Source organism: Streptomyces sp. NPDC054770, assembly GCF_053611985.1.
This window is the reverse complement of sequence record NZ_JBSHBL010000011.1, coordinates 60,400-81,159: the sequence shown is the minus strand read 5'-3', so window position 1 is coordinate 81,159 and position 20,760 is coordinate 60,400. Positions and strand designations below refer to the sequence as shown.

The 20,760-nt window shown below is 73.8% G+C and carries 19 protein-coding genes and 2 pseudogenes; 9 read left to right on the top strand and 12 right to left on the bottom strand.

The features are described from left to right. Window positions 1–51: 51 nt before the first annotated feature. Complete coding sequence (locus ACWGKQ_RS12940; RefSeq protein ID WP_453291958.1) at window positions 52–246, bottom strand: DUF5999 family protein; 195 nt, start codon at window positions 244–246, stop codon at window positions 52–54. A gap of 275 nt (window positions 247–521) precedes the next feature. On the opposite strand from ACWGKQ_RS12940, the gene ACWGKQ_RS12935 reads away from it, so the two are divergent. Continuing rightward, a complete protein-coding gene (locus ACWGKQ_RS12935; RefSeq protein ID WP_453291957.1) occupies window positions 522–962 on the top strand; it encodes a DUF6299 family protein in 441 nt (146 codons plus the stop codon). A gap of 61 nt (window positions 963–1,023) precedes the next feature. Here ACWGKQ_RS12935 and ACWGKQ_RS12930 read toward each other — a convergent pair whose 3' ends face one another. Then, on the bottom strand, window positions 1,024–1,896 hold the full coding sequence (locus tag ACWGKQ_RS12930; RefSeq protein WP_453291956.1) for an alpha/beta fold hydrolase: 873 nt from the start codon (window positions 1,894–1,896) through the stop codon (window positions 1,024–1,026). 66 nt (window positions 1,897–1,962) lie between these two features. Here ACWGKQ_RS12930 and ACWGKQ_RS12925 point away from each other — a divergent pair, with 66 nt between their 5' ends. Continuing rightward, window positions 1,963–3,951, top strand: a complete 1,989-nt coding sequence (locus ACWGKQ_RS12925) for a BTAD domain-containing putative transcriptional regulator (RefSeq protein WP_453291955.1) — start codon at window positions 1,963–1,965, stop codon at window positions 3,949–3,951. Between the two features lie 85 nt (window positions 3,952–4,036). Here the strand turns inward: ACWGKQ_RS12925 and ACWGKQ_RS12920 are convergent, their stop codons facing one another. The 3 genes and pseudogenes from ACWGKQ_RS12920 to ACWGKQ_RS12910 form a co-directional block, all read right to left on the bottom strand. After that, window positions 4,037–4,903, bottom strand: a complete 867-nt coding sequence (locus ACWGKQ_RS12920; protein WP_453291954.1) for a sugar phosphate isomerase/epimerase family protein — start codon at window positions 4,901–4,903, stop codon at window positions 4,037–4,039. Further along, window positions 4,900–5,541 (bottom strand): annotated as a pseudogene (locus ACWGKQ_RS12915) (Gfo/Idh/MocA family oxidoreductase); the annotation flags it as partial. The pseudogene ACWGKQ_RS12915 and the gene ACWGKQ_RS12920, both read right to left, overlap by 4 nt. Then, a pseudogene (locus tag ACWGKQ_RS12910) lies at window positions 5,531–5,641 on the bottom strand (2-keto-myo-inositol dehydratase); the annotation flags it as partial. The pseudogenes ACWGKQ_RS12915 and ACWGKQ_RS12910, both read right to left, overlap by 11 nt. A 219-nt stretch (window positions 5,642–5,860) precedes the next feature. Here ACWGKQ_RS12910 and ACWGKQ_RS12905 point away from each other — a divergent pair. Next, window positions 5,861–6,874 (top strand): LacI family DNA-binding transcriptional regulator, encoded by a 1,014-nt coding sequence (locus ACWGKQ_RS12905; RefSeq protein ID WP_453291953.1) that lies wholly within the window; start codon window positions 5,861–5,863, stop codon window positions 6,872–6,874. Between the two features lie 65 nt (window positions 6,875–6,939). Here the strand turns inward: ACWGKQ_RS12905 and ACWGKQ_RS12900 are convergent, their stop codons facing one another. The 5 genes from ACWGKQ_RS12900 to ACWGKQ_RS12880 all read right to left on the bottom strand — a co-directional run bounded on the left by ACWGKQ_RS12900 (window position 6,940) and on the right by ACWGKQ_RS12880 (window position 14,495). After that, window positions 6,940–8,211: a carbohydrate ABC transporter substrate-binding protein gene (locus tag ACWGKQ_RS12900; protein ID WP_453291952.1), complete on the bottom strand. Its 1,272-nt coding sequence runs from the start codon at window positions 8,209–8,211 to the stop codon at window positions 6,940–6,942. Beyond that, window positions 8,208–9,227 (bottom strand): hypothetical protein, encoded by a 1,020-nt coding sequence (locus ACWGKQ_RS12895; RefSeq protein WP_453291951.1) that lies wholly within the window; start codon window positions 9,225–9,227, stop codon window positions 8,208–8,210. Before ACWGKQ_RS12895 ends, ACWGKQ_RS12900 begins: the two co-directional genes overlap by 4 nt. Beyond that, window positions 9,224–10,654, bottom strand: a complete 1,431-nt coding sequence (locus ACWGKQ_RS12890; protein WP_453291950.1) for a hypothetical protein — start codon at window positions 10,652–10,654, stop codon at window positions 9,224–9,226. Before ACWGKQ_RS12890 ends, ACWGKQ_RS12895 begins: the two co-directional genes overlap by 4 nt. A gap of 78 nt (window positions 10,655–10,732) precedes the next feature. Continuing rightward, window positions 10,733–13,069 (bottom strand): tetratricopeptide repeat protein, encoded by a 2,337-nt coding sequence (locus tag ACWGKQ_RS12885; protein ID WP_453291949.1) that lies wholly within the window; start codon window positions 13,067–13,069, stop codon window positions 10,733–10,735. A gap of 43 nt (window positions 13,070–13,112) precedes the next feature. Beyond that, the gene (locus ACWGKQ_RS12880) at window positions 13,113–14,495 is read right to left on the bottom strand and encodes a S1 family peptidase (RefSeq protein WP_453291948.1); all 1,383 of its coding nucleotides are present in this window, start codon (window positions 14,493–14,495) and stop codon (window positions 13,113–13,115) included. Between the two features lie 91 nt (window positions 14,496–14,586). Here ACWGKQ_RS12880 and ACWGKQ_RS12875 point away from each other — a divergent pair, with 91 nt between their 5' ends. From ACWGKQ_RS12875 to ACWGKQ_RS12865, 3 genes are all read left to right on the top strand, one after another. Beyond that, the gene (locus tag ACWGKQ_RS12875; RefSeq protein ID WP_453291947.1) at window positions 14,587–14,907 is read left to right on the top strand and encodes a trypco2 family protein; all 321 of its coding nucleotides are present in this window, start codon (window positions 14,587–14,589) and stop codon (window positions 14,905–14,907) included. 354 nt (window positions 14,908–15,261) lie between these two features. Continuing rightward, entirely contained in the window at window positions 15,262–16,116 is an 855-nt protein-coding gene (locus ACWGKQ_RS12870) for a helix-turn-helix domain-containing protein (RefSeq protein WP_453291946.1), read from the top strand. Next, the gene (locus tag ACWGKQ_RS12865) at window positions 16,109–17,086 is read left to right on the top strand and encodes a helix-turn-helix domain-containing protein (RefSeq protein WP_453291945.1); all 978 of its coding nucleotides are present in this window, start codon (window positions 16,109–16,111) and stop codon (window positions 17,084–17,086) included. Before ACWGKQ_RS12870 ends, ACWGKQ_RS12865 begins: the two co-directional genes overlap by 8 nt. A gap of 121 nt (window positions 17,087–17,207) precedes the next feature. On the opposite strand, the gene ACWGKQ_RS12860 is transcribed toward ACWGKQ_RS12865, so the two are convergent. Further along, the gene (locus ACWGKQ_RS12860) at window positions 17,208–17,822 is read right to left on the bottom strand and encodes a TetR/AcrR family transcriptional regulator (protein WP_453291944.1); all 615 of its coding nucleotides are present in this window, start codon (window positions 17,820–17,822) and stop codon (window positions 17,208–17,210) included. A gap of 79 nt (window positions 17,823–17,901) precedes the next feature. Here ACWGKQ_RS12860 and ACWGKQ_RS12855 point away from each other — a divergent pair, with 79 nt between their 5' ends. The 3 genes from ACWGKQ_RS12855 to ACWGKQ_RS12845 are packed head-to-tail and all read left to right on the top strand — an operon-like array spanning window position 17,902 to window position 20,110. After that, window positions 17,902–18,144: a hypothetical protein gene (locus ACWGKQ_RS12855; protein WP_453291943.1), complete on the top strand. Its 243-nt coding sequence runs from the start codon at window positions 17,902–17,904 to the stop codon at window positions 18,142–18,144. After that, window positions 18,135–19,106 carry an alpha/beta hydrolase gene (locus tag ACWGKQ_RS12850; RefSeq protein ID WP_453291942.1) on the top strand — a complete coding sequence of 324 codons (972 nt, stop codon included), beginning with the start codon at window positions 18,135–18,137 and terminating at the stop codon, window positions 19,104–19,106. The genes ACWGKQ_RS12855 and ACWGKQ_RS12850 overlap by 10 nt, the downstream gene beginning before the upstream one ends. A gap of 8 nt (window positions 19,107–19,114) precedes the next feature. Next, a complete protein-coding gene (locus ACWGKQ_RS12845) occupies window positions 19,115–20,110 on the top strand; it encodes a MerR family transcriptional regulator (protein ID WP_453291941.1) in 996 nt (331 codons plus the stop codon). Between the two features lie 158 nt (window positions 20,111–20,268). Here ACWGKQ_RS12845 and ACWGKQ_RS12840 read toward each other — a convergent pair whose 3' ends face one another. Beyond that, window positions 20,269–20,757, bottom strand: a complete 489-nt coding sequence (locus ACWGKQ_RS12840; protein WP_453291940.1) for a MarR family winged helix-turn-helix transcriptional regulator — start codon at window positions 20,755–20,757, stop codon at window positions 20,269–20,271. Window positions 20,758–20,760: the final 3 nt, after the last annotated feature.

Genomic DNA, 20,760 nt, shown 5'->3' with positions numbered 1-20,760 from the left:
GCGCCTGGTGGCCGGGTGTCCGGTGGCCGGTGCACGGCACCCGGCGGCGGGTCAGGCGGCGATGGCGAGGCGGTCGGCCGGGCCGCGGTGCGGCGGGACCACGCTGCCGTCGGCGTGCAGCTCGCCCGTGTCGTCGAAGACGACCGCCCCGTCGCACAGCAGGGTCCAGCCCTGCTCGGGGTGGGCGGCGACGATGTGTGCCGGGCCGAGGTCGGCCGTCGCGCTCGGGGACTGGTGGGAACACATGGCGCACCTCCACGGGGCTGCCTCCGGCACCGTCGCCGACCGGCATGTCCAGACCATCCTCCTGGCGTGAACGACGCGGAACCCCCTGCCGCGACCTGTGACAACACGCGGACAACTCCCGGACGCCGCCACGACGGTCGCGGCGGCTCCGGGATACGACCGGGCTGCTGCGGGGCACGGCGGGACGCGCCACCGAAGGGGTGACGATCACGCTCCGGGGCCCGGCCGCCCGGTATGCAGGGCATACCCCCACCTCGTGATCCGGGAAGGAAACCATGCCCGTACGCCCCGTCCTCGCCGCGACCCTCGGTTCGGTCGCCCTGCTGTGCGCCGCCGTCGCCCCCGCGACCGCCGCCACCACGACCGACGCCGCCAAGGAGTCCGTCACCGTCGACCCCACCGGCCGTCTCGCCGCCGACGGCACCCTCACCCTGTCCGGCACCTACACCTGCACCGATGCCACGGGACCGGTGTTCATCAGCTCCTCGGTCAGCCAGGACTCCCCGAACTACCGGCACGGCATCGGCGGCACCCGGGCCGTGTGCGACGGCGCCGAGCACCACTGGGAGAACACCGGCGAGGTCACCTCGGAGAAGCTGAAGCCCGGCGCGGCCCACGTCGAGGCCACGATCATGGAGCTGCGCCCCGCGGGCGGCCTGCCGCTGCCGTTCTTCCACGCCACCAGCCAGCAGGACGTCACCCTCGGCAAGGCCTGACCCGGACGCGGGCACCGGGCCCCGGTGCGGCCGGGCCCCGGTGCCGTCGGGACCCGTCCGGTCAGCGGGTCAGCAGCTTCCGCAGTGCGGCGGTGACCTCGTCCGGCGCCTCCTCCGCCATGAAGTGCCCGCACGTCACCGTGTGGTGCTCCAGGTCCGGGGCCCAGGCCCGCCACAGCGCGGCCGCGTCGTAGCCGAGGGCGGCACCCCAGTCCTGCTGGAGCACGGTGACGGGCATGCGGAGCACGTTCCCGGCGGTCCGGTCGGCCCGGTCGTGCTCGGCGTCGACACCGGCCGAGGCACGGTAGTCGGCCACGATCGAGGGCACCGCAGCCCGGCAGGCCGCGAGATAGGCGGCGCGGACACCGGCCGGGATCGCCGCGGGATCGCGGGTCCACAGGTCGAGGAAGTGGCCGAAGAACCGGTCCGGGGCCGCCCCGATCAACTCCTCCGGCAGACCCGGCGGCTGGGCCATCAGATACAGATGGAAGGCGACGGCGGCCGGGGCGCCGTGCAGCACCTCCCACATGTCCAGGGTGGGCAGCACGTCCAGCAGCGCCAGGTGCGTCACCGCGTCCGGGTGGTCGAGCCCGGCCCGGAAGGCGACCAGCGCGCCCCGGTCGTGCCCGGCCAGGGCGAAGGTCTCGTGACCGAGCGCCCGCGCCAGCGCCACGACGTCGGCGGCCATGGTCCGCTTCGCGTACGACGTGCCGTCCGCGTCGGCCGGTTTGTCGCTGGCGCCGTAGCCGCGCAGGTCGGGACAGATCACGGTGTGCCGGTCCGCGAGGCCGGCGGCCACGTGCCGCCACATCAGGTGGGTCTGGGGGAAACCGTGCAGCAGGACGACCGGGCTGCCGGTGCCGCCGACGGCCGTGTGCAGGGCGACGCCGTCCGCGACCGGGACGCGGTGCCGCCGAAAACCGGGGATGTTCATGCGCCGAGGCTCCCGTGCCCGGATCAGCAGCCGATCAGCAGCGTGTGCGGCACGTACGGTGGGCGGGTGAGGAACGTCCAGGTCGCCTTCGGGGTGCTCGGACCCGTGACGGCCGAGCGGACCGGCCTCCCGCTCGCCCTGAAGGGCCCCCGGCACCGCGCCGTACTGGCCCGGCTGATCGTCGCCCGCGGACGCGTGGTGCCCGTCGCCCGGCTGGTCGCCGACCTCTGGGAGGAGCCGCCGCCCACCGCCGTCGGCGCCCTCCGCACCTTCGTGGGCGACCTGCGGCGGGCCCTGGAACCCGACCGGCCGCCCCGCGCCCCGGCCCGGCTGCTGGTCACCGACGGCCCCGGCTACGCCTTGCGCGCGGAGGCGGTCGACGCCTGGCGGTTCGAGGAGGCCGTGGCGGCCGCCGGCCAGGAGGAGCCCGGACGGGGCGCACGGCTGCTGGGGGAGGCGCTGGAGCTGTGGCGGGGGCCCGCCTACGCCGAGTTCGCGGACGAGGAGTGGTGCAGGGGCGAACGGGCCCGGCTCGCCGAGCTGCGGCTGCGGGCCGTGGAGCAGCGGGCCGAGGCGCTGCTGGCGGCGGGCCGGGCGGCCGAGGCGGTGCCCGATCTGGACGCCCACCTCACCGGGCACCCGTGGCGTGAGGAGGCCTGGCGACTGCTGGCGCTCGCCCTCTACCGGACCGGCCGCCAGGGCGACGCCCTCGCGGTGCTGCGCCGGGCCCGTGCGCTCCTCGCCGATCAGCTGGGGGTCGAGCCGGGCCGGGCGCTGCGCCGGCTGGAGACCGGCATCCTCGCGCAGGACCCGGGCCTGGACGCGGAACGCGGGGCCGCGGCGGCCAGGGTCTGGTCCCGGGCGGCCGCGGCGTACGACCGTACCGTCGCCGCCGGATCCCGGGCCCGGCTCGAATCGACCGTCGGACTGCTGCGCACCCTCGCTGTGACCGGTTCCGACGGGCTGGCCGCCGCCCGTGAACACCGGCTCGCGGCGATCACCGCGGCCGAGGAGTTCGGCGACCCGGAACTCACCGCCCGGGTCATCGGCGCCTACGACGTCCCCGCGATCTGGACCCGGTCCGACGACGAGACGGGCGCCCGCCGGATCGTCCGGGCCGCCGAGGGGGCGCTGGCCCGGCTCCCCGCCGCCCCCGCCCAGGACGCGGCCCGCTGCCGGCTGCTCGCCACCGTCGCCCTGGAGTCACGCGGTACCGGGTCCGGCCGTGCCGTGGCAGCCGCCGCCGAGGCGGAGCGCCTCGCCCGCCGCCTGGACGACCCGGCGCTGCTCGCCTTCGCCCTCAACGGCGTCTTCATGCAGTCCTGCACCCGGGCCGGCCTCGCCCCGCGCCGCGACACCCTCGGCACCGAACTGGTCGCCCTGGCGGCCCGGCACGGCCTGGTCACCCATGAGGTACTCGGCCATCTGGTCCGGGTGCAGGCGCGCGCCGCGCTCGCCGACTTCACGACCGCCGACGAACACGCGGAGGCGGCCGACCGACTGGCGGACCGTCATGAACTGCCGCTGGCAAGGGTGTTCACGGAGGGCTACCGGGCGCTGCGGCTGGCGGCGACGGGCGGGACAGGGCACGGCGGGGGAAGAGCCGGTGCCGTCGAGGCCGCCTACCGTGAGGTCGGCCGACTGCTCGACGGGCCCGGTATGCCCGGGGTGCGTGACGGGCTGCTCCCCCTCGCGCTGCTCTGCGTCCGGCTGGCAGGACGGCCGTACGGCATCCGGGACGCCGTCGACCCGGGCGCCGACTGGGGCCCGTACCTCCCCTGGATCCGCCCCGCGCTCGCCCTTGCCGCCGACGACGAAAGGGCAGCCCGCGATGCGCTGCGCGGACTGCCCGAGCCTCCTGCCGACCTCGTGCAGGAGGCACTGTGGTGCGTCGCGGCGGCCGTCGCCCTGGAACTCGGCGACCGTCCTACCCTGCGCCGCTGCCGGGCGGCGCTGCGCCCGGCAGCCGGCCAACTCGCCGGTGCGGGCAGCGGGTTCCTGGTGATGGGGCCGGTCGACGACTGGCTGAGGGCGATGGAAGAGGCCCTCGGCTGAGCAGCGCCCCAAAGGGGCGCGGGGAACTGCGCGACCAGCCACGACGGCGCCGCAGCCGGCATGTCCCGGCCCTCCCGGCGCAGCGCTACGCCGCCAGCTCCTTCGTGATGCGGTCCAGCATGAACGCCGAGGACTCGCGCGCCCGTTCCTCCCAGGCGAAGACGCAGGCGGTGGCGACCCCGTCGAAGCCCAGCTCGCGCAGGGTGCCGAAGAAGGCGTCCCAGTCGACCTCGCCCTGGCCGATGTCCAGGTGCTGATGGATCCGGGCCGTGGTGCCGGGCGGGTTGAGGATGTAGCGCAGCCCGCTGGAGCCCTTGTGGTTGAAGGAGTCCGCGATGTGCACGTGCTGGAGCCTGTCGCCGGCGTAGCGCATCATCGCCGCGATGTCGGCCGTCGGGTCGGCGCCGGACAGGTGGAAGGAGTGCGGGGCGCAGTAGAGGTAGTTCACCCACGGCTTGTTGATCGCGCGGACCAGGTCGACCGCGGGGGTGTTCTCCTCGTAGAAGTCGTCCGGGTGCGCCTCCAGGTTGAGGGCGATGCCCTCGCGCTCGAAGACGGGGAGGAGCTCCTCCAGCGAGCGCCAGAACGCCGCCTCGCTCTCGGCGGCGCGCTCGGGGCGGCCGTTGAACTCACTGTTCATCAGCGGGCATTCGAGCTCCGCCGTGATCTCGATCATCCGCTTCCAGTAGCGGACGGCCGCCTGCCGCTCCGCCTCGTCCGGGGACGACCACTTGTACAGCGGAAGGACGGACGACAGCTGTACTTCGTGCGTACCCAGGGAGTTCCTCAGCTCCGCGATCCGCCCGTCGTCCGCGCGCGGGTGCAGGAAGAACGGCATGAAGTCGTCACGCGGCGACAACTCGATGTACTCGTACCCGAGTTCGGCCACCGTGCGCACCATGTCGTCGATCGGCAGGGCCCGGAACATGTACGGGTCGAGGGCGATCTTCACGCGGTACCTCCGTAGAAGGCCGGGCGGGGCTTGAGGTCGGTGGCGACGACGGTGCCCGACTCCAGGGCCTCGACGGTCGCGGCGGTGATGACGGTGGCGGCGTAGCCGTCCCAGGCGGTGGGGCCGGTGGGTTCGGTGCCTGCCGCGATGCCGGTGATCCACTCGCGGAACTCGGTGTCGAAGGCGTCCTTGAAGCGGCCCGCCCAGTCCGTGAGGATCGCGGTGCTGTGGTGTCCGGCGGTGCGGACGCCGACCGCGGCCGGGTCGGGCAGCCGGACCAGGCCCTTCTCGCCGACCGTTTCGCACTGGATGTCGTAGCCGTACTGGCAGTTGACGAAGACCTCCAGGTCGATGCGGACGCCCTTGGCGGTCTCGAAGAGCATGATCTGCGGGTCCGTGAGGTGCTCGAAGCGCTTGCTCGTGGAACGCGGCAGGACCACCTGGGTGGAGACGATCTCGTCGTCAAGGAGCCAGCGCAGCACGTCGATCTCGTGCACCGCCATGTCCAGCGCGGCCATCGGGGAGGTGTAGGACTCGGGGGCGGTCGGGTTGCGGTGGGCGCAGTGCACGATCAGCGGCTCGCCGATCCGCCCGGCGTCGATGACCTGTTTGAGCTGCCGGTAGCCGGTGGGGGACCTGGTGCTCGTCCTCGGGGAACCAGATGCCCCAGGAGTCGGGGGCCGAGCCCAGGCACAGGTTGCCGGCGGTGGTGCGGAGGGCGGTTGGCGCCGTTGCCATGGAGTGTCCTTCGGGGAGGGGACTCTGCCGCGTCGGAGCGGGCCTTTGTCGCGCTCTACTAGCGCGCTCTAGTGGGAGTACGATGACCCCTGTCCGAATGTCATGTCAATACCTCGTTGCCGGGAGATTTCCGGGAGCTTCCGGGGCGGGGCCTAGGGTGGGCTCCGTCGAAGGGTGGGTGCACAGGTGGATGCAGCGGGCAGGCGCCAGCGGCCGACGATGGCCGACGTCGCCGACAGGGCGGGGGTCTCCCGGGCGCTGGTGTCGATCGTCTTCCGCAACCAGCCGGGTGCGAGCCGCGAGACGCGTGAGCGGGTGCTGCGGGTCGCCGACGAGATCGGCTACCGCCCGGACAGCGCGGCCCGGCTGCTGGCCCGGGGCCGCAGCCGCACCCTCGGCGTGATGTTCACCGTCCACCAGACCTTCCACACCGATCTCATCGAGGGCATCTACCCGGAGGCCGAGCGGCTCGGCTACGACGTGCTGCTCTCCGCGGCCGCCGAGGGCCGCAGCGAGGAGAAGGCGGTGGAGGCGCTGCTCGGCCACCGCTGCGAGGCGCTGATCCTGCTCGGCCCGGACGCGGACCCCGGCTACCTGGACGCCCTCGGCCGGCGTGCCGTGACCGTGTCGGTCAGCCGCCGGGTGCCGCGGGCCCGGGTGGACTTCGTGCACAGCGCGGAGAACAAGGGCGTCCGGCAGGCCATGGACCACCTGGTCGAGCTCGGACACCGCAGGATCGCGCACATCGACGGCGGCCGGGGGCCCGGCTCGGCCGAGCGCAGGCGCTCCTACCGGGCCGCGATGCGCCGGCACGGGCTGGAACCGGAGATCCGGGTGATACCGGGCGAGCACACCGAGCAGTCCGGCATCGAGACCGGACGGCTGCTGCTCGCGGAACGCGACCGCGGGCTGCCGCTGCCGACGGCGGTGCTGGCGGGCAACGACCGTTGTGCGATGGGTGTGTTGATGGCGATGACGCGGGCCGGTGTCGAGGTTCCGGGAGACGTCTCCGTGGTCGGCTTCGACGACAGCCATCTCTCCCACCTCATGCCGATCGGCCTCACCACCGTCCGCCAGGACGCGCGGCTGATGGCCGAGTACGCGGTGCGGTTCGCCGTGGAGCGGCTGGAGCAGCCCGAACTGGAGCCGCGGGAGGCGGTGCTGGACCCGAAACTGGTGGTACGCGGCACGAGCGGGCCGCCCCCCGCGGAGGACGGCCCGCTCGCCCGGTGAGTGGCGACCTCGGCCTTGCTGCCCATCGCTCTGTCATGGGGTTCCGACCGAGGGGGCGCAGCCGTTCACCGCGTGCTGCACACCGACTTCGGAGCCGCCGCGGTGTCGGCGGCGTTCTGTGCGGACTGGGCGTTCTGCACGCGTTGTATGTCCTGGAGAAGGCCGGGGATGCCGGGGTCCTGGCCGGCGGCGACCCGCGCGATGGTCAGCAGGGCGGCCTCGTAGAAGGCGTCCCGTACGGCGGGTGCCATCACGTCCGAGGCGTCCAGGCAGCGGGGGCCCGTGCGGAGCCGCTCCGCGATCTCGCGTTCCACCGTGCCGCCCTGCGGTTGCACCTCGCGGTTCGCGGAGAACACGTCCGCCAGCTTGGCCCACTTCTGCTGGCCCTCCCGCGAGGCCAGCTTTCTGATCAGGTCCTTGGCCGCGGACCGGTCGCTGAAGAGCGCCGCGAAGTCGCCGCTCACCTCGTGGCCCCGGACCGTGCCGTCGCTCTCCGGCAGCAGCGGTGCGGAGTCCGTCAGCCGGGCGCGCCGGGCGTCGTCCGCGTTGTAGAAGGAGCGGGCGAAGGAGCCCTGGTGCTCCAGGCCGCACCCGCGCCACTGGTCGAAGAGCAGCCCGCGGCCGTTGGGGTCACCGCGGTGGTCGGTGAGCAGGGCGTGCCGGGCCGCACCCCGGTCCTGGCGCAGCAGCGAGACCCAGGCCTCCCAGGCGGTGCGCACCGGAGCGCTGCCCCACGTCACGCCGTTCTCGCCCAGCACCCAGTCCTGGTAGGTGTCCCGGCCCGACCGCTGCAGCACGAGATCCTCGATCCAGTCGGTGCCCGGCCAGCCGGAGGCCCCGTCGTCTCCCATGCCGATACACCAACTCCGCAACGGGGCAGGTGAGTTCGCGGGCTTCTCGCCCTGGCGGTACCAGACGATGCTCTTCAGGTCCGCCTTGACCGGAACCCAGTACACGTCTTCGGACGAGGTGCCCGTCGGCTTCCAGGGAGCGCCGTACTCCTGTGGGTCGTAGAGACCGTTCAGCGGCTTGAGGCGGTTCTGGCCGGCGTACTCGGCGAGTTCGCCGATGCCCGGCATGATCACGACGTCCGGGGGTTCGCCCGACTGCACCTTGGAGAGCAGCACCTCACGCTGGGCCGCGGTGCCCTGGTAGTGGAAGGGGATGCCGAAGCCGCGCAGCAGGGACTCGAACTGCGCCGCCTGCTGACCGGTCCAGGTGCCGAGGATGGTCACCGGCTCCTCGTCGTCGTGCCGGGCCCAGGCCGCCACCAGACCGCCGGCCGCGATCAGCACCATGACCACCAGGAAGACGAGCACGCGCAGCCGCCGGGTCACCGCCGCCTCCAGTAGTCGCCGTCCAACCGGAGCGCCAGCCCCAGCGCGGGCAGCACGACGACCAGCAGGCCGCCGACGAACGTGCCCTCGTACACCCGGCCGGTCCAGGTGCCGTCGGTCAGCTCCTCGTGGATCCGTTCCGAGGTGTCGGTGACGCTCTGCTGCGCACCGGCCAGCCCGCCCCGCCCGGACATCTTCGTGATCAGCCCCAGGTCGCCGAGCGCCGCGTGGACGCCGTGCTCGGTGGCGGACGCCGCCATCAGCGGGACCACCGCCAGCAGCGCGGTCAGGACCAGCGCGGCGAGCAGGTACGGATTCCAGTCCCGGCCGCACCGGTCGCGCAGCACGAACAGCGCCGAGAGCAGGGTCAGGGCCAGTGCGGCCAGGGCGAGTTCGCCGAGCCACCAGCCGGCGAGCTGCCAGTGCCCCTGGGCGGTCGCGGCCTCGGCGTGCCGCAGCTGGACCGCCTCCAGGTCGTGCAGGCGGGGCACGAGACCCACCGTCTTCCGGGTGAGCAGCGAGTGCGCCTCCTCGAGCTTCTGCTCCCGCATGAGGGGCTGGTCGTGGTAGACGGAGGTACCCACGCTGAGCGAGTTGCCGTAGGTGTCGAGCAGGCCGTCGACCGTGCCGAGGTCCTGGTCGGTGCGGTCGGCTATCCGGGACAGGCCCTGATCGGCGGCGGACAGCTGGGACCGGTAGGCCTCGCCCGAGCCCGCGACGTCGACGAGTTTCCGGTCCACCAGGAACTCGGCCTCCTGGTAGGAGCGCAGCGCCGCGAGCCGGGCGGCGGCGAGTCCCTGCACGGCCGGTGCCTCCCGGGCCGCGAGCGCCTCCGTGCCCCGCTGGGTCTGCCGGCAGGACAGGGACAGCGAGGTCGCCGCCACGACCGCGCACACGAACGCCACCAGCAGGTGTGCCTCCAGCAGCCGGCGGGTCCGCCAGGGGCGCAGCCGCCCGCGCCAGAACGCGGCGGGGGAGTACCGGCGCAGCCGGGCCGCGCGCACGCTCGTCGTCACAGCAGTTCCTTCCCGCAGGCGATGCAGTACCGGGCCTCGCTGCCGGCCGGGGTGCCGCAGTTGCCGCAGCGCGGGCCCGGCCGGGGGCCGGCGGTGTCGGCCGGGGGTGCGCCGGGCCGGGACCCGGCGCGCAGGATCATCGGGCCGAGCGCGTCGGCGTCGACGGCGCGCAGCCGGATCCGCCCTTCGGCCGCGTCCTCGACCTCGGCGACCGTGCGGATCTCGTCCAGCACCCAGCCGATGTCCAGCCCGGCCGCCAGCCGGGCGGCCTGCCCCAGACACTCCTCGGCCGTGTCCCGCCGGTGGTCCCGCAGCGCGGCGAGCCCCTCGCGCAGCGCACCGCGCATCTGGGCCGTGGCATTGAGGCTGCGCACACTGCCGGGGCCCGCCGCCGGGGCGTGCGGCGCGGACTGGTCGGGAAGGTGCCAGCGGGCCACGACGGGTGCGTGGACGTCCCCGACGGAGACCATGGCGAACTGCAACTCGGTCTCCAGCGGGTCGGCGTCGGCGTCGGCGACCAGCGTGAGCAGGTAGTCCCGGCTGCCCTGCTCCCACTGGTACGTCGGGAAGCTCCAGCGGTGCGGCCGGCCGGGCTGGGGCAGTCCGCCGAGGCGGTGCGGCCGGGGCGCCTTCTCGCTGAGCGAGACCTGGCGTACGGAGGGCCGCAGTGTCACCTCGATCGGCAGCTGCGGGGTGTGCACCCGGCGCAGCCGCGCGATGGCGTCCGTGACCGCCCGGCCGAGACCGTCGTCCACGAACTGCGCGGTGCCGTGCAGCCGTTCGGCCAGGTCCAGCAGCGGGTCGGGGTTCCAGTCGGCGCCGACCGCGAACACGTCGCAGGTGAACTGCCCCGCGCAGCGGTCCAGTTCCTCCTCAAGACGGTGCTCCGCCGCGGCACCGCCGCCGTCGGTCTCCGGACGGTGCTCCCCGGCGGCGCTGCTGCCGTCCGTGATCAGCACCAGATGCTGTACCGACAGCGGGCGGCCGGCCAGCAGGGCGCGTGCCCCGGCAACCCAGTCGGCGTACCCGGCGGGCCGCGGGCCGCCCCGGTGCAGCGGCAGCGAGCCCGCGACGAAGGCGGCCCGGCGCCGGTGGTGCTGATCGGCGACGGCCCATTCGCCGTCGCCCCGCGGATAGCACCGGACCGGCTCGGGACCGCCGCCGAGGACCGCGAAGGAGATCCGGTCGGGCAGGGCACGCAGCGCGGCCGGCAGCGCGTGCCGGACGGCCGCCCGGTTCCGCTCGGCGACGTCCACCGCGATGATCACGGCGAGTTCGACCGCGGGCAGGTCGGTGGGGGCGCCGTCGGCGGCCACGTCGACCCGGAGCCGGGCCTCGATCTTCGCGCTGCGGTGCGGACTCGGATCGCCGTCGAGGTCGACCCGCAGACGGATGCCCGGTTGCGGCGGCCGGGTGTGGCTGCTCATGTCCTACGTCACCGCTCCTTCCCTTCGTACCGTCCGAGCAGGGCCTTTCGTGCGGTCTGAACAGGGTCTTCCGTGCCGTCAGAACAGGGTCTGCGGGCGTACCGCGTGCACGAGGTCCACGAGGTGTTCGTGGGTGGCGCCCGACTCCCGGTGCCGGGCCGCGAGTTGCCGGTACAGCGACTCCAGCCGCCGGCGCAGCTCGCGCTCCGCCGCGGTCAGGCGTCTGAGCCGGCGGGCGTCCAGCCGGCCGACGGGACCGGGCCGGTCGTTCAGCCGGTGCAGCGCGTCCAGTTGCCATTCGTGCAGCTCGGTACGGAGGCGCAGCGCCTCCTCCTCGGACAGGCTCGGCTCGCCGGCGCCCGGCCGGCGGCCCACCAGAGCGGGCAGTTCGGCCAGCGCCGCGTCCACCTCGGCGGGCGCGGGGAGCGAAGCGAGATGGGGGTCCCCCCGGACGGAGTCTGGGGGAGGATCGACGTCCCCGGGCAGCCGGGCCGCGCGGATGCGCAGGGAGGCGATCCGGGCGACGGTGTGGTCCAGGGTGCCGGGCCCCACCCGGCCCAGCACGTCGAGGGCCGACCGGCGGTCGCCCGCCCGCAGCGCGAGCCTGGCCAGGCCCAGGGCGGCGCCGCCGTGCGCGGGGTTGCGGGCGAACACCGCCTCGTACAGCTCCGCGGCGGTGGGCCCGGCCGTGTCGTCGTCGAGCTGTTCCCCGCAGTAGGCGAGGGCCAGCTTGGGGGCGTACTCGCCGGGCAGTTCGAGGTGGACCCGCATGAAGTGGTTCCTGGCCTCGGCGACCTGCTGCGGGTTGCCGTCGAGACCGGCGCTGCGCAGCGCGAGCAGGGCGCGGTGCCACTCCAGCCGCCACCGGCGTACGGCGGACGGCCCCGGGATGGAGTCCGCGGTGTCGAGTTCGGTCTGCGCCCGCTCCAGGTCGTCCCGGGTGTTCCGGTCCAGCAGGACCCGCACGTTGTGCAGGCAGATCTCCACCGAGCGCGGCTTCTCGTCCTCCTGGTCGAGGAGTTGCCCGGGGTCGTAGCCGCTGCTCACCTCGAACCGCGCGGTCTGCGGGTCGCCCGGATACCGCCTCGGCACCGGCAGACAGCCGGCGATCTCGGCGGGGGTGGGGGCGCCGAGGTCGAGGGCCGGGGCGACGGGCGGCCCGTACCGGTCGGGACGGGGCCGGGCCAGCCAGTGCTCGATGGCCGGCACCGTGCCGAGCCGGGCGCCGAGCAGCTGCGGGGACGGCCGGAAGTAGTCGGAGGGCTCGGGCGGGTCGCTCTTGCCGCGCAGGGCCCGGATCTCCCGCAGCGCGCCGCGCAGTTGGCCGGCCATCTCGCGGGCGTCGGCGAAACGCCGCCCGGGGTCGTCCCGGACGGCACGCTCGACGACCCGGCGGAAGGACTCCGCGCCGAGGCCGGGCGCCCGGTCCACCGCCCAGCCGGCGAGCTCCCGCAGGGTGACGCCGACGGTGTGCAGGTCGTGGGCGACGGAGGGCAGGCCCGAGAACGCGGTCTCGGGGGCCATGTACTCGGGGGTGACATGGGCGGGCGGCGTGCTCTGCCCCTCCTCGCGCATGCCGCCGAGGTCGATGACCTTGACGCCGTTTCCGTGGTGCACGACGTTCGAGGGCTTCATGTCCCCGTAGACGAAGACCCGTTCGCCGCCGTCGTGCAGATGCGCGAGGGCTTCGAGGATCTGGCAGCCGTACGCCGCGACGTGCTCGATGTCGAGGACCGACTCGCCCCGCCGGGTCTCCTCGACGACCTTGGCCAGGGTGCCGTCGCCGACGTCGTCCATGACGATGTGGCCGCCCGTGGTGGCACCGCCGGCGTCGCGCCGGGCGACGAAGTCGCGGATCTGGACGATGCGCGGGTGCCGGATGGCGACGAGGTTGCGGCGTTCGAGGTCGGCCAGCCGGGCGCCGTCGTGCTCGTACCGGTTGAGCAGCCCCTTGACGGCGACGACGTCACCGAGATGGGTGTCCTCGGCGAGGTAGACCCAGCCCTGGCCGCCGTGCGCGATGGGCCCCATGATCTCGTACTGGTCGCGCAGCAGTTCGCCCGCGGTGAGTTCGGGCTCGTACGAGTAGCGTGCGCCGCAGGCCGGGCAGTACCCCTTGATGGGCACCGGCCCCTCGGTGTACGGCGGGGCGAAGGTGATGCCGCAGTCGGCGGCCGAGCAGCCCATGCGGATGCGCAGCGGTGCCTCGGGACGGACGAGCCGGGCCTCGACGGGGCGGGCGGCGCGCCCGGGGAGCGCGAGGAGGCCGCGGGGGCCGAGGTCCCGCGGATCGTCGGGCAGGGCGGGCAGTCCGGCGTGCTGTTCGGCGCGGCCGCACAGGTCGCACCAGCCGGTGGGCAGGACGGTGCCGGCACAGGGGGAGCCGTCGAAGTTCCGGTGCGGGCAGCTGGTCATCCGGCTGTCGCCTGCCCTTGTGGCCCGGTCCGGGCGCGCCGCATCAACGGCCTCCCTGACGGTCCAGGTCGGCGCGCAGCGTCCTGATCAGCGCCCGCAGCCGGGCGAGTTGCTGCTGCGGGTCCGGTAACGCATTGATCCGGCGGCGCTCGGCCCGGCGCAGGTCGGCCGTCTCGGTGACGGGGCCGAGGGAGGCGCTGTCGACGACGTCACGGCGGACGGCGTTGCCCAACTCCGCGAGTTCCAGGCGGCCGAGCAGCGCGTCCGTGTGGCGGAGCAGCGCGGGCCGCAGCAGGTCGTCGCGGGCCGCGGTCCAGCCGGGGCCGCCCTCGTGCCGGAAGACGAGCAGCAGCCGGAAGCCCAACTCCCGCAGCCGAGCGAGGAGTTCGAGCAGCGGGCCCGGCCGGGGTTCCTCGTCGAGCCCGTCGACGACGACGGTCACGGGGCGAACCGGCCGAACGGGCCGCACAGGCCGCGCGGGCTGTCCGGGACCGAGGGCGGGAGCGGGTGAGGGCGCGAACGCGGCGACGCCCGGGGGGTGGCGCGCGGCGCCGAGCAGCCAGTCCCAGTGGGCGAGGTATTCGCCCACCGGGAACGAGATCCGGCCCAGGGCGTGGTCGGCGAGCTGCGGTCTGCTGTCGCCGCCGCGGTGGACGATGTCGGCGAGGTGCAGCAGATGACGCAGCGAACGGTCCTTGCCGCTGCCCGGGGGTACCACGGTGATCTTCACCGGGTCCTCGTCCGGGTCGCCGAACCACCGGGTCAGCCGCTCCCCGAACTCGTGGTCCCAGGCGTCCGGTCTGCTCAACTCCGCGACAAGAGGCGAGAGTTCGGCGATCCGGTCGACAGGTATCAGATACGAGAAGGCGAGCCGGTTGTCCTCGGGCAGCAGCTCGCCCAGGTCACCCCGCCAGCTGACGACGAGGCCGACCACAAGGGCCGGACGGTCGTCCCTCGGCTGGGTGCACACGGCGGCGCCGCTGAAGCCGGCGCGCACCACCTGCGCCTTGGTGACGGCGTCGAGCTGCACCCGTTCGCCGCTGGCACCGCTGATGCGGCCCCACAGGTTCATGCCGTCGTCGAAGCCCTCCGCGTAGCCGGTCGCGTACACCTCCGTGCCGGCTCCGATCCGGGGCTCCAGCCGGGCGGGACGGGCCCGGGGCCGCGGGCTCTCCAGCCGTAACACGGCGACGTCCTCGCCGTGTTCGGCCTCCGGGAGCCAGCCGCCCGGCGCGACACGCGCGGCCACCGGCTCCAGCGCGTTGTTCTCGGCGAACTCCAGCCACATCACGGCGTCCGGGTGACGCACCACGTGTGCGCAGGTCAGTGCCGTGTGCTGGTCGACGAGAACCCCGGCCCCGCAGACGGGACCGTGCGCGTCCCCGCGTCGCAGCCGGAGTCTCCAGTCCGCACGCAGTTCCCCCATGCTGTCTCACACTACGCGCGAGGCATGCTGCGTCCCTAGACTTGGGACCTGGTCGGATCGGTCAATCAACGGAAGCCGGCGGTGTGTTGCCATGGGGGATCCGGAACCGATCGGTCTCGCGGAGGCCATCGGCACGGTACGCGCGGAGTTGGCCAGGGCTCAGGCCGAAGGCGCCGAGAGCGACTGGCGGTTCAGTGTGGAGCAGGTCAGCCTCGAGTTCTCGGTGCAGTTCCACCGGGCCGGCGAGGGCGGGGCGGGGCTGCGCCTGGGCGTGGTCGAGGCCCGGCTGGGCGGCTCGGTGAGCCATGACTCCACGCATCGCATCCAGGTCGACCTCAAGCCGCTGCCCCGCCCCGACGGCCGCCACCACGAGGTGAGCCGCGAGGACGACGGCCTGCTCGGCCGGGGCTAGCCGGGGTCGGCCGGGTCGGCCGGATCCTCCGGGATGGGGAGAGCTCGCGCGGGGACACCCCCGTCGACCCCGCGCGAGCTTGTCCGGGAGTCGCCGCGGTCAGAAACCGCGGGAGTGGTCGGAGCCGGAGCCAGTTGTGGTGCCGGGAAGCGGCGTGGTCGGTGCGCGCCCCATCTTGGTCGGTCGGCTGCCCAACCGGCTATGGATAAAGGCCAGTTGGGACATCGAGGGACGATCCCGGTGCTGACCTGGCGAGACGTCGTGTGGGACGACGGGGCGGCGGGATGTGCGGATATCGTGAAGGCGGGACGGGGGCTGGACGGGTGTGCAACGGCGTACGCGAAGGGTTGGGGCATGCCGCGATGGAAGCCGCTGCCCGAGTCGATGGATCCCCGGATCCGCCGACTCGTGGTCGAGCTGCGCCGGTTGAAGGACCACAGCGGGCTGAGCATGGCCGCGTTGGCGTCCAGGACGGGGTTCAGCAAGTCGTCCTGGGAGCGCTATCTCAACGGCAGGGTGACCCCGCCCCGCAACGCCGTCCAGACCATGGCCGACGCGTGCGGTGGCGACCGGATCGGCCTGGCGGCACTGTGGGAGGTGGCCACCTCCGCCACCGCGCCGGATCCCGCGGCGCACGCTCCGCAGGAGCCGGAACAGCCGGAGCCTCTCCGGGCGGCGCCTGTGGAGCAGCCCCGGGAGTCCCGGGAGCCACCGGCCCCGGGCGAGCGGACGGACACCGGGAGACCGGACGGCGGCCGGACTCCGCGCCGCGGACGGCCGGTCGCGAAGGTGGCCGGAGTGGCCGTGGTGGTGGCGGCCCTCGCCGTACTGGCGGCGGTGGTCGTGGCGATCACCTGGCCCGGGTCGCCGTCGGCTCAGCCGGCCACGGCCGCCGCGACCACGAAGGTGCCGACCTCCACCTACTCCGCCGAGACGTTCCCCTGCTACTTCACCCTGCGCCGCGGCCTGTTGTACGCCGGGCACAGCACCACCCTCACCGACACCTACCACGTCGGCATCACCGTCGAGGCGGTGGCCGAGGTGCAGTGCCTGGTCAGACGGCACGGCTTCGACCCGAAGGGGATCGACGGCTCGTTCGGACCCAACACCAGGGCCGCGGTCCAGCGGTTCCAGCGGTCCCGCGGACTCGCCGCCGACGGCATCGTGGGCTCCATGACCTGGCGCGAGCTCAGGAAGCCGGGTGACTGAGGGCGCCCGGCCGGACCCGGGCCGTACGCCGCGGGCGGCCACCGCACCCGAGGTCCGCCACCTGGTGGAGCGGCTGCGGGAGGCGAGGGAGGGCACCGGCCTGAGCTTTGCCGCGCTCGCGGCCAGGACCGCGTACAGCAAGTCGTCCTGGGAGCGGTATCTCAACGGCAAGACGCTTCCGCCCCGGGATGCGGTGGAGACGCTGGCGAAGCTGAGCGGCGCGGATCCCGCACGGCTGCTGGCGCTGTGGCAGCTCGCCGACCGCGCTTGGAGCGGACGCGACGCCCGCGCCACCGGTCCGTCGACCGCCGACCCGTCGACCGCCGGTCCGTCGACCGCCGACCCGTCGACCGCCGACCCGTCGACCACCGGTCCGTCGACCACAGCCTGGGCGACCAGCGCCCCCTCGACCACCGACCGTTCCGAAGCGGTGCCGCCGGGCGCGGACGCGTCGGAAGAGCCGAGGGCGGAGACGGTGGCCGCGGACCGGCCCCCTGCTCCTCGGAAGCCGCGCCGCGCCGTCCTCCTCGTGGCGGCCGGGACCCTGCTGGCCATCGCCCTCAGTGTGGGCGCCGTGGCATGGACGTACGGCGGCCGGCACCGCGAACCCGTGTCGGGGCCCACCAGCGGTACCTGCCGGGGGGCGACTTGCACGGACCGCGACGCCGAACAGCAGGACACGGACTGTTGGACGGACGCGGCAACCCGGGCACGGCGGGAGATCGCCGGGCGGACCGTGGAACTGCGCTTCAGCCCGACGTGCCGGGCGGCCTGGGGCCGGGTCACGGAGCCGCGCGGCGGGGACCGGGTGCGGGTCGACACCACCGGCGGGCGGCACCAGTCACGGATGGTCCTCGTCCCCGGCCGGTACCTCTACACCCTGATGATCGGCGTCGCCCGCCCGTCCGAGGTACGGGCCTGCGTCGAACTGCCCGACGGCTCGGCCGCCTGCACCGGCTGGGGGCACTGACCCGCGGGTGATCGTCTCCTCCGGATGCGCGGAACGTGGACGACGTCGGCGCCCGGCAGCGAGGGCTCCTCGAACGCCCCTTTGCCGATTTGCCGATTTGCCGACGAGGAAGGCAACGGGGCTACGGCCTGCGGTTCTCCAGGCCGGCGAGGAATTCCTCGACCAGGGCGGGCGCGCGTTTGCGGACGAGAGCGGGCACGAGCAGGGCCCAGCCGTAGAGCGGCCCGACGACGCCCTCGAAGTAGCCGATGGCGTCGACCGACGGTTCACCGCGGGCGGCGGCGCGTTCGAACATGACCCGTGCGCCGCCGGTGCCCTCGAGGAGCGCGCGTTGGCCGGAGTCGTCGTCGCCGGTGCCGTTCCCGGCGATGATCAGGGCCCGCAGCAGGAAGCGCCGGTTCTCCCCGGTCAGGTCGTTGACCAGGATCTCCGAGTGCGCGCGGATGTCTCCGGCCAGGGTTCCGGTGTCGGGCAGGGGGGACCGCTCCGACACGGTGGCGTCGGCGAGATCGCCGACCAGATTCTCCAGGGAACCCCAACGCCGGTAGACCGTGGTGGGGTTGACCCCGGCGCGCTCGGCGATCCGCGCCATGGTGATGCGGCTCCAGTCGGGCTCGCGCAGGAGCTCGGTGGCCGCCTCGAAGACCGCTGCCCGGACCCGCGCCGAACGCCCGCCAGGGCGGCTGGCCGCCGCCTGCCGTTCGGGTTGCCCTGGTTCGTCCGTCGGCAGAGACACCAGTCCTCCAAAAGCTTAGGCATCTGCTTTAGTGGTCACTAGGGTTGCCGCCAAGTGATCCACGAGAGAGAGGCCCGGCGTGACAGACGACCCGGGCGTCGTCATCACGGCGACGCTAACACCGGGTGCCACCAGGCCGATCGGACCGCGACCCCCGGGGCGTGCGCCGGGTCTCGAGGCGCAGGTCCGGGACCGCACCGGCCCGCCTCCGCAGGCGGGCGTCATGAGGGCGGGCGGCGTCACCCGGGGCCGCCGGGCGCTGCGGCGCCTGCTGGCGGGGGTGCTGGCGGTGGTCACCGGCATGGTGGGCGGGTGGCGCTGAACCAGCTGTCGGTGCAGCCGGGCGCGGCGCTGATGGCGGCGACCTTCGACCAGGGCACGCTGGTGACGCCCCCGGCGGGCTTCGCCGCGACCGCACGGACCGTGACCGAGACCCGGGTGCCCGTCGCGGTCGGGGACGCCCCCGCTGCGCATCTGGACGTGTTCGAGCCGAAGGGCACTGCCGCCGCGCCGCGCCCGGTGATCCTGTGGGTGCACGGCGGCGGGTTCGTCACCGGTTCCGCCGCGAGAGTGGCCGACTACGCCATCATGCTCGCCCACGCGGGCTACACCGTGGCGAGCCTCGACTACAGCCTCGCGCCCGGCTCCCGGTACCCCGTCCCGGTGCGGCAGGCCGACGCGGCCCTGCGGTACCCGCACACCGACGCCGCACGGTACGGCGGCGACCCGGCCCGGATCGTCCTCGGCGGAGACTCCGCCGGGGCCCAGATCGCCGGTCAGCTGGCCGCCGTACAGACCGACCCGTCCCTGGCCCGCTCGTTGGGGCTCACGGCCGCGGTACCGGCGAGCGCGCTGCGCGGCGTCGTCCTGTTCTGCGGCATCTACGACATGCGCACTGTGGGCGCGTCCGACTTCCCCGCGTTGCGCACCTTCCTGTGGCCGTACACCGGCTCCCGCGACTGGACGTCCTATCCGGAGATCGACCAGCTGTCGACCGTCCGGCACGTCACCGCGCAGTACCCGCCGACCTCGCCACCGCCACCGCCACCGACACCAAAGGCTGACCCGTGTCCCCCTTGTCCGAACGGTACGACTCCCCACCCCCGCGTCACTCCGGCCGCGCCGCGCGTGTGGCGTGGCGGGCCGGCTGGGGCCTGCTCGCCCTGGTCAGCATGGCCGTCACGTACGTGGCTCTGGTGTACCGCGGGCAGTGAACGCTCCGCCGGCAAGCGCGTCCTGTCGCGGCCGACTCCCTTGACTCTCAAGCCGCTTGAGATCCCATAGTGAAGGGCATGAAGGAGCTCTACTCCATCGGGGACGTCGCGCGCCGCACCGGTCTGAGCGTGAGCGCGATCAGGTTCTACGCCGACGAGGACGTCGTCGTGCCCACCGGCCTCACCGAAGGCGGCTTCCGGCGGTACGACGTGCACGCCATCGCCAGGCTCGAACTCGTGCGCACTCTGCGCGACCTGGGTGCCGGCCTGGACGACATCCGCCGGGTGCTGGCCGAGGAGACCACCCTGCACGACCTGGCCGTCACGCATCTGCGGCTGGTCGAGGACCAGTTGAGGCAGTTCCGGGCGCGCCGTGCCGTGCTGCGGGCCGTCGTGCGGCAGCACACCACGACAGAAAAGGTCAGGCTGATGCATCAGCTCGTGTCGATGTCCGACGACGACCGTGACCGGCTCGTCGACCAGTTCTGGGACTTCGTGACCGACGGCCTGGACGTCCGTCCCAGCTACGTCGAGCGCCTGCACAACCTGCGACCGCACCTGCCCGAGGAGCCGTCGACCGAGCAGCTGGAAGCCTGGATCGAACTCGCCGAGATCGTCCAGGACGAGGAGTTCCGCACCGAGCTGCGGGACTTCTTCCACCGCACATTCGGCACCGAGCAGGGCAGACTGATGGCTTCGCCGGAGATGACGGCCCGCGTCGAGCGGCACCGGAAGCTTCTCCTGGAGGCACGGGCCTCCCAGCAGGCCGGCGTGCCCGCGACTTCACCGCAGGCCCGGGACATCGCCGAGCGGGTGGCCGCCGACTCGGCCGAGTTGGTCGCCGCCATGACCGGGGAACACGACATCGACAAGGCGCGGCGCGGCATCGCCGAGTTCGACCGGAACGGCAGGGCGGCGCAGTGGCGGGCCAGGGCGACCGGCCTGAAGCTGCTGACCAGGTACCACTCCCTGGTGGCGACAATCAACGGTACGCCCGGACCGGACCCCGACACGGGCCGGGCGGCGGCGATCCGGGGGTGGCTGGCCGCAGCCCTGCGCCAGGACGCGGAGTGAACGCGAGCAACCTGCGGAAGCCTGGGCCGGAGGCCGAGGGATCCCGAGGGCAATGGAAGCCGACGAGTTGGCCTTCGGCTTCGGCGGCGAGAAGGACCACGCTTGAGGCGAGAGCGGCTGCGGCGGCGGGCCGGGCTTCGCCGACTCCGCCAAGGCCGTCAACGCGGCTGCGGGTTCCCCCGCTGGTCGCCCGGCTGCTCCAAGGCGGCCTCGTAGGCGTGCAGGGCGCTGATGACCGTGGCGCGCTCCGCGGGGTCGAGACCGCGCATGACGCTCTTCCAGGCAGAGGCGCTGCCGGAGAGCCATTGCCCGATCGCCGCGGCATAGGCGGGGGCGATGGCGACGATGCGACGGCGGCGGTCGGCGGGATCGGCGGTGCGCTGCAGGACGCCCAGCCGTGACAGCTCGCTCACCATGAGGCTCACGGTCGTCGGGGCCACCTCCAGCCGGGCGGCCAGTTCGTTGACGCTGGTGGCGCCGTCGTACTCCAGGTGGGCCAGCAGCGCGAGATGCCGCGGCGCCAGGTCCAGGCCCTGGAGCGCCGGAGGGATGGGCAGGCGCTTGGCGCGGCCGACGAGCCGTGGCATGAGCAACAGCAGGGTACGGACGGCCTCGTCGACGGCTGGACCGTCCGATTCCGTGGACATCGG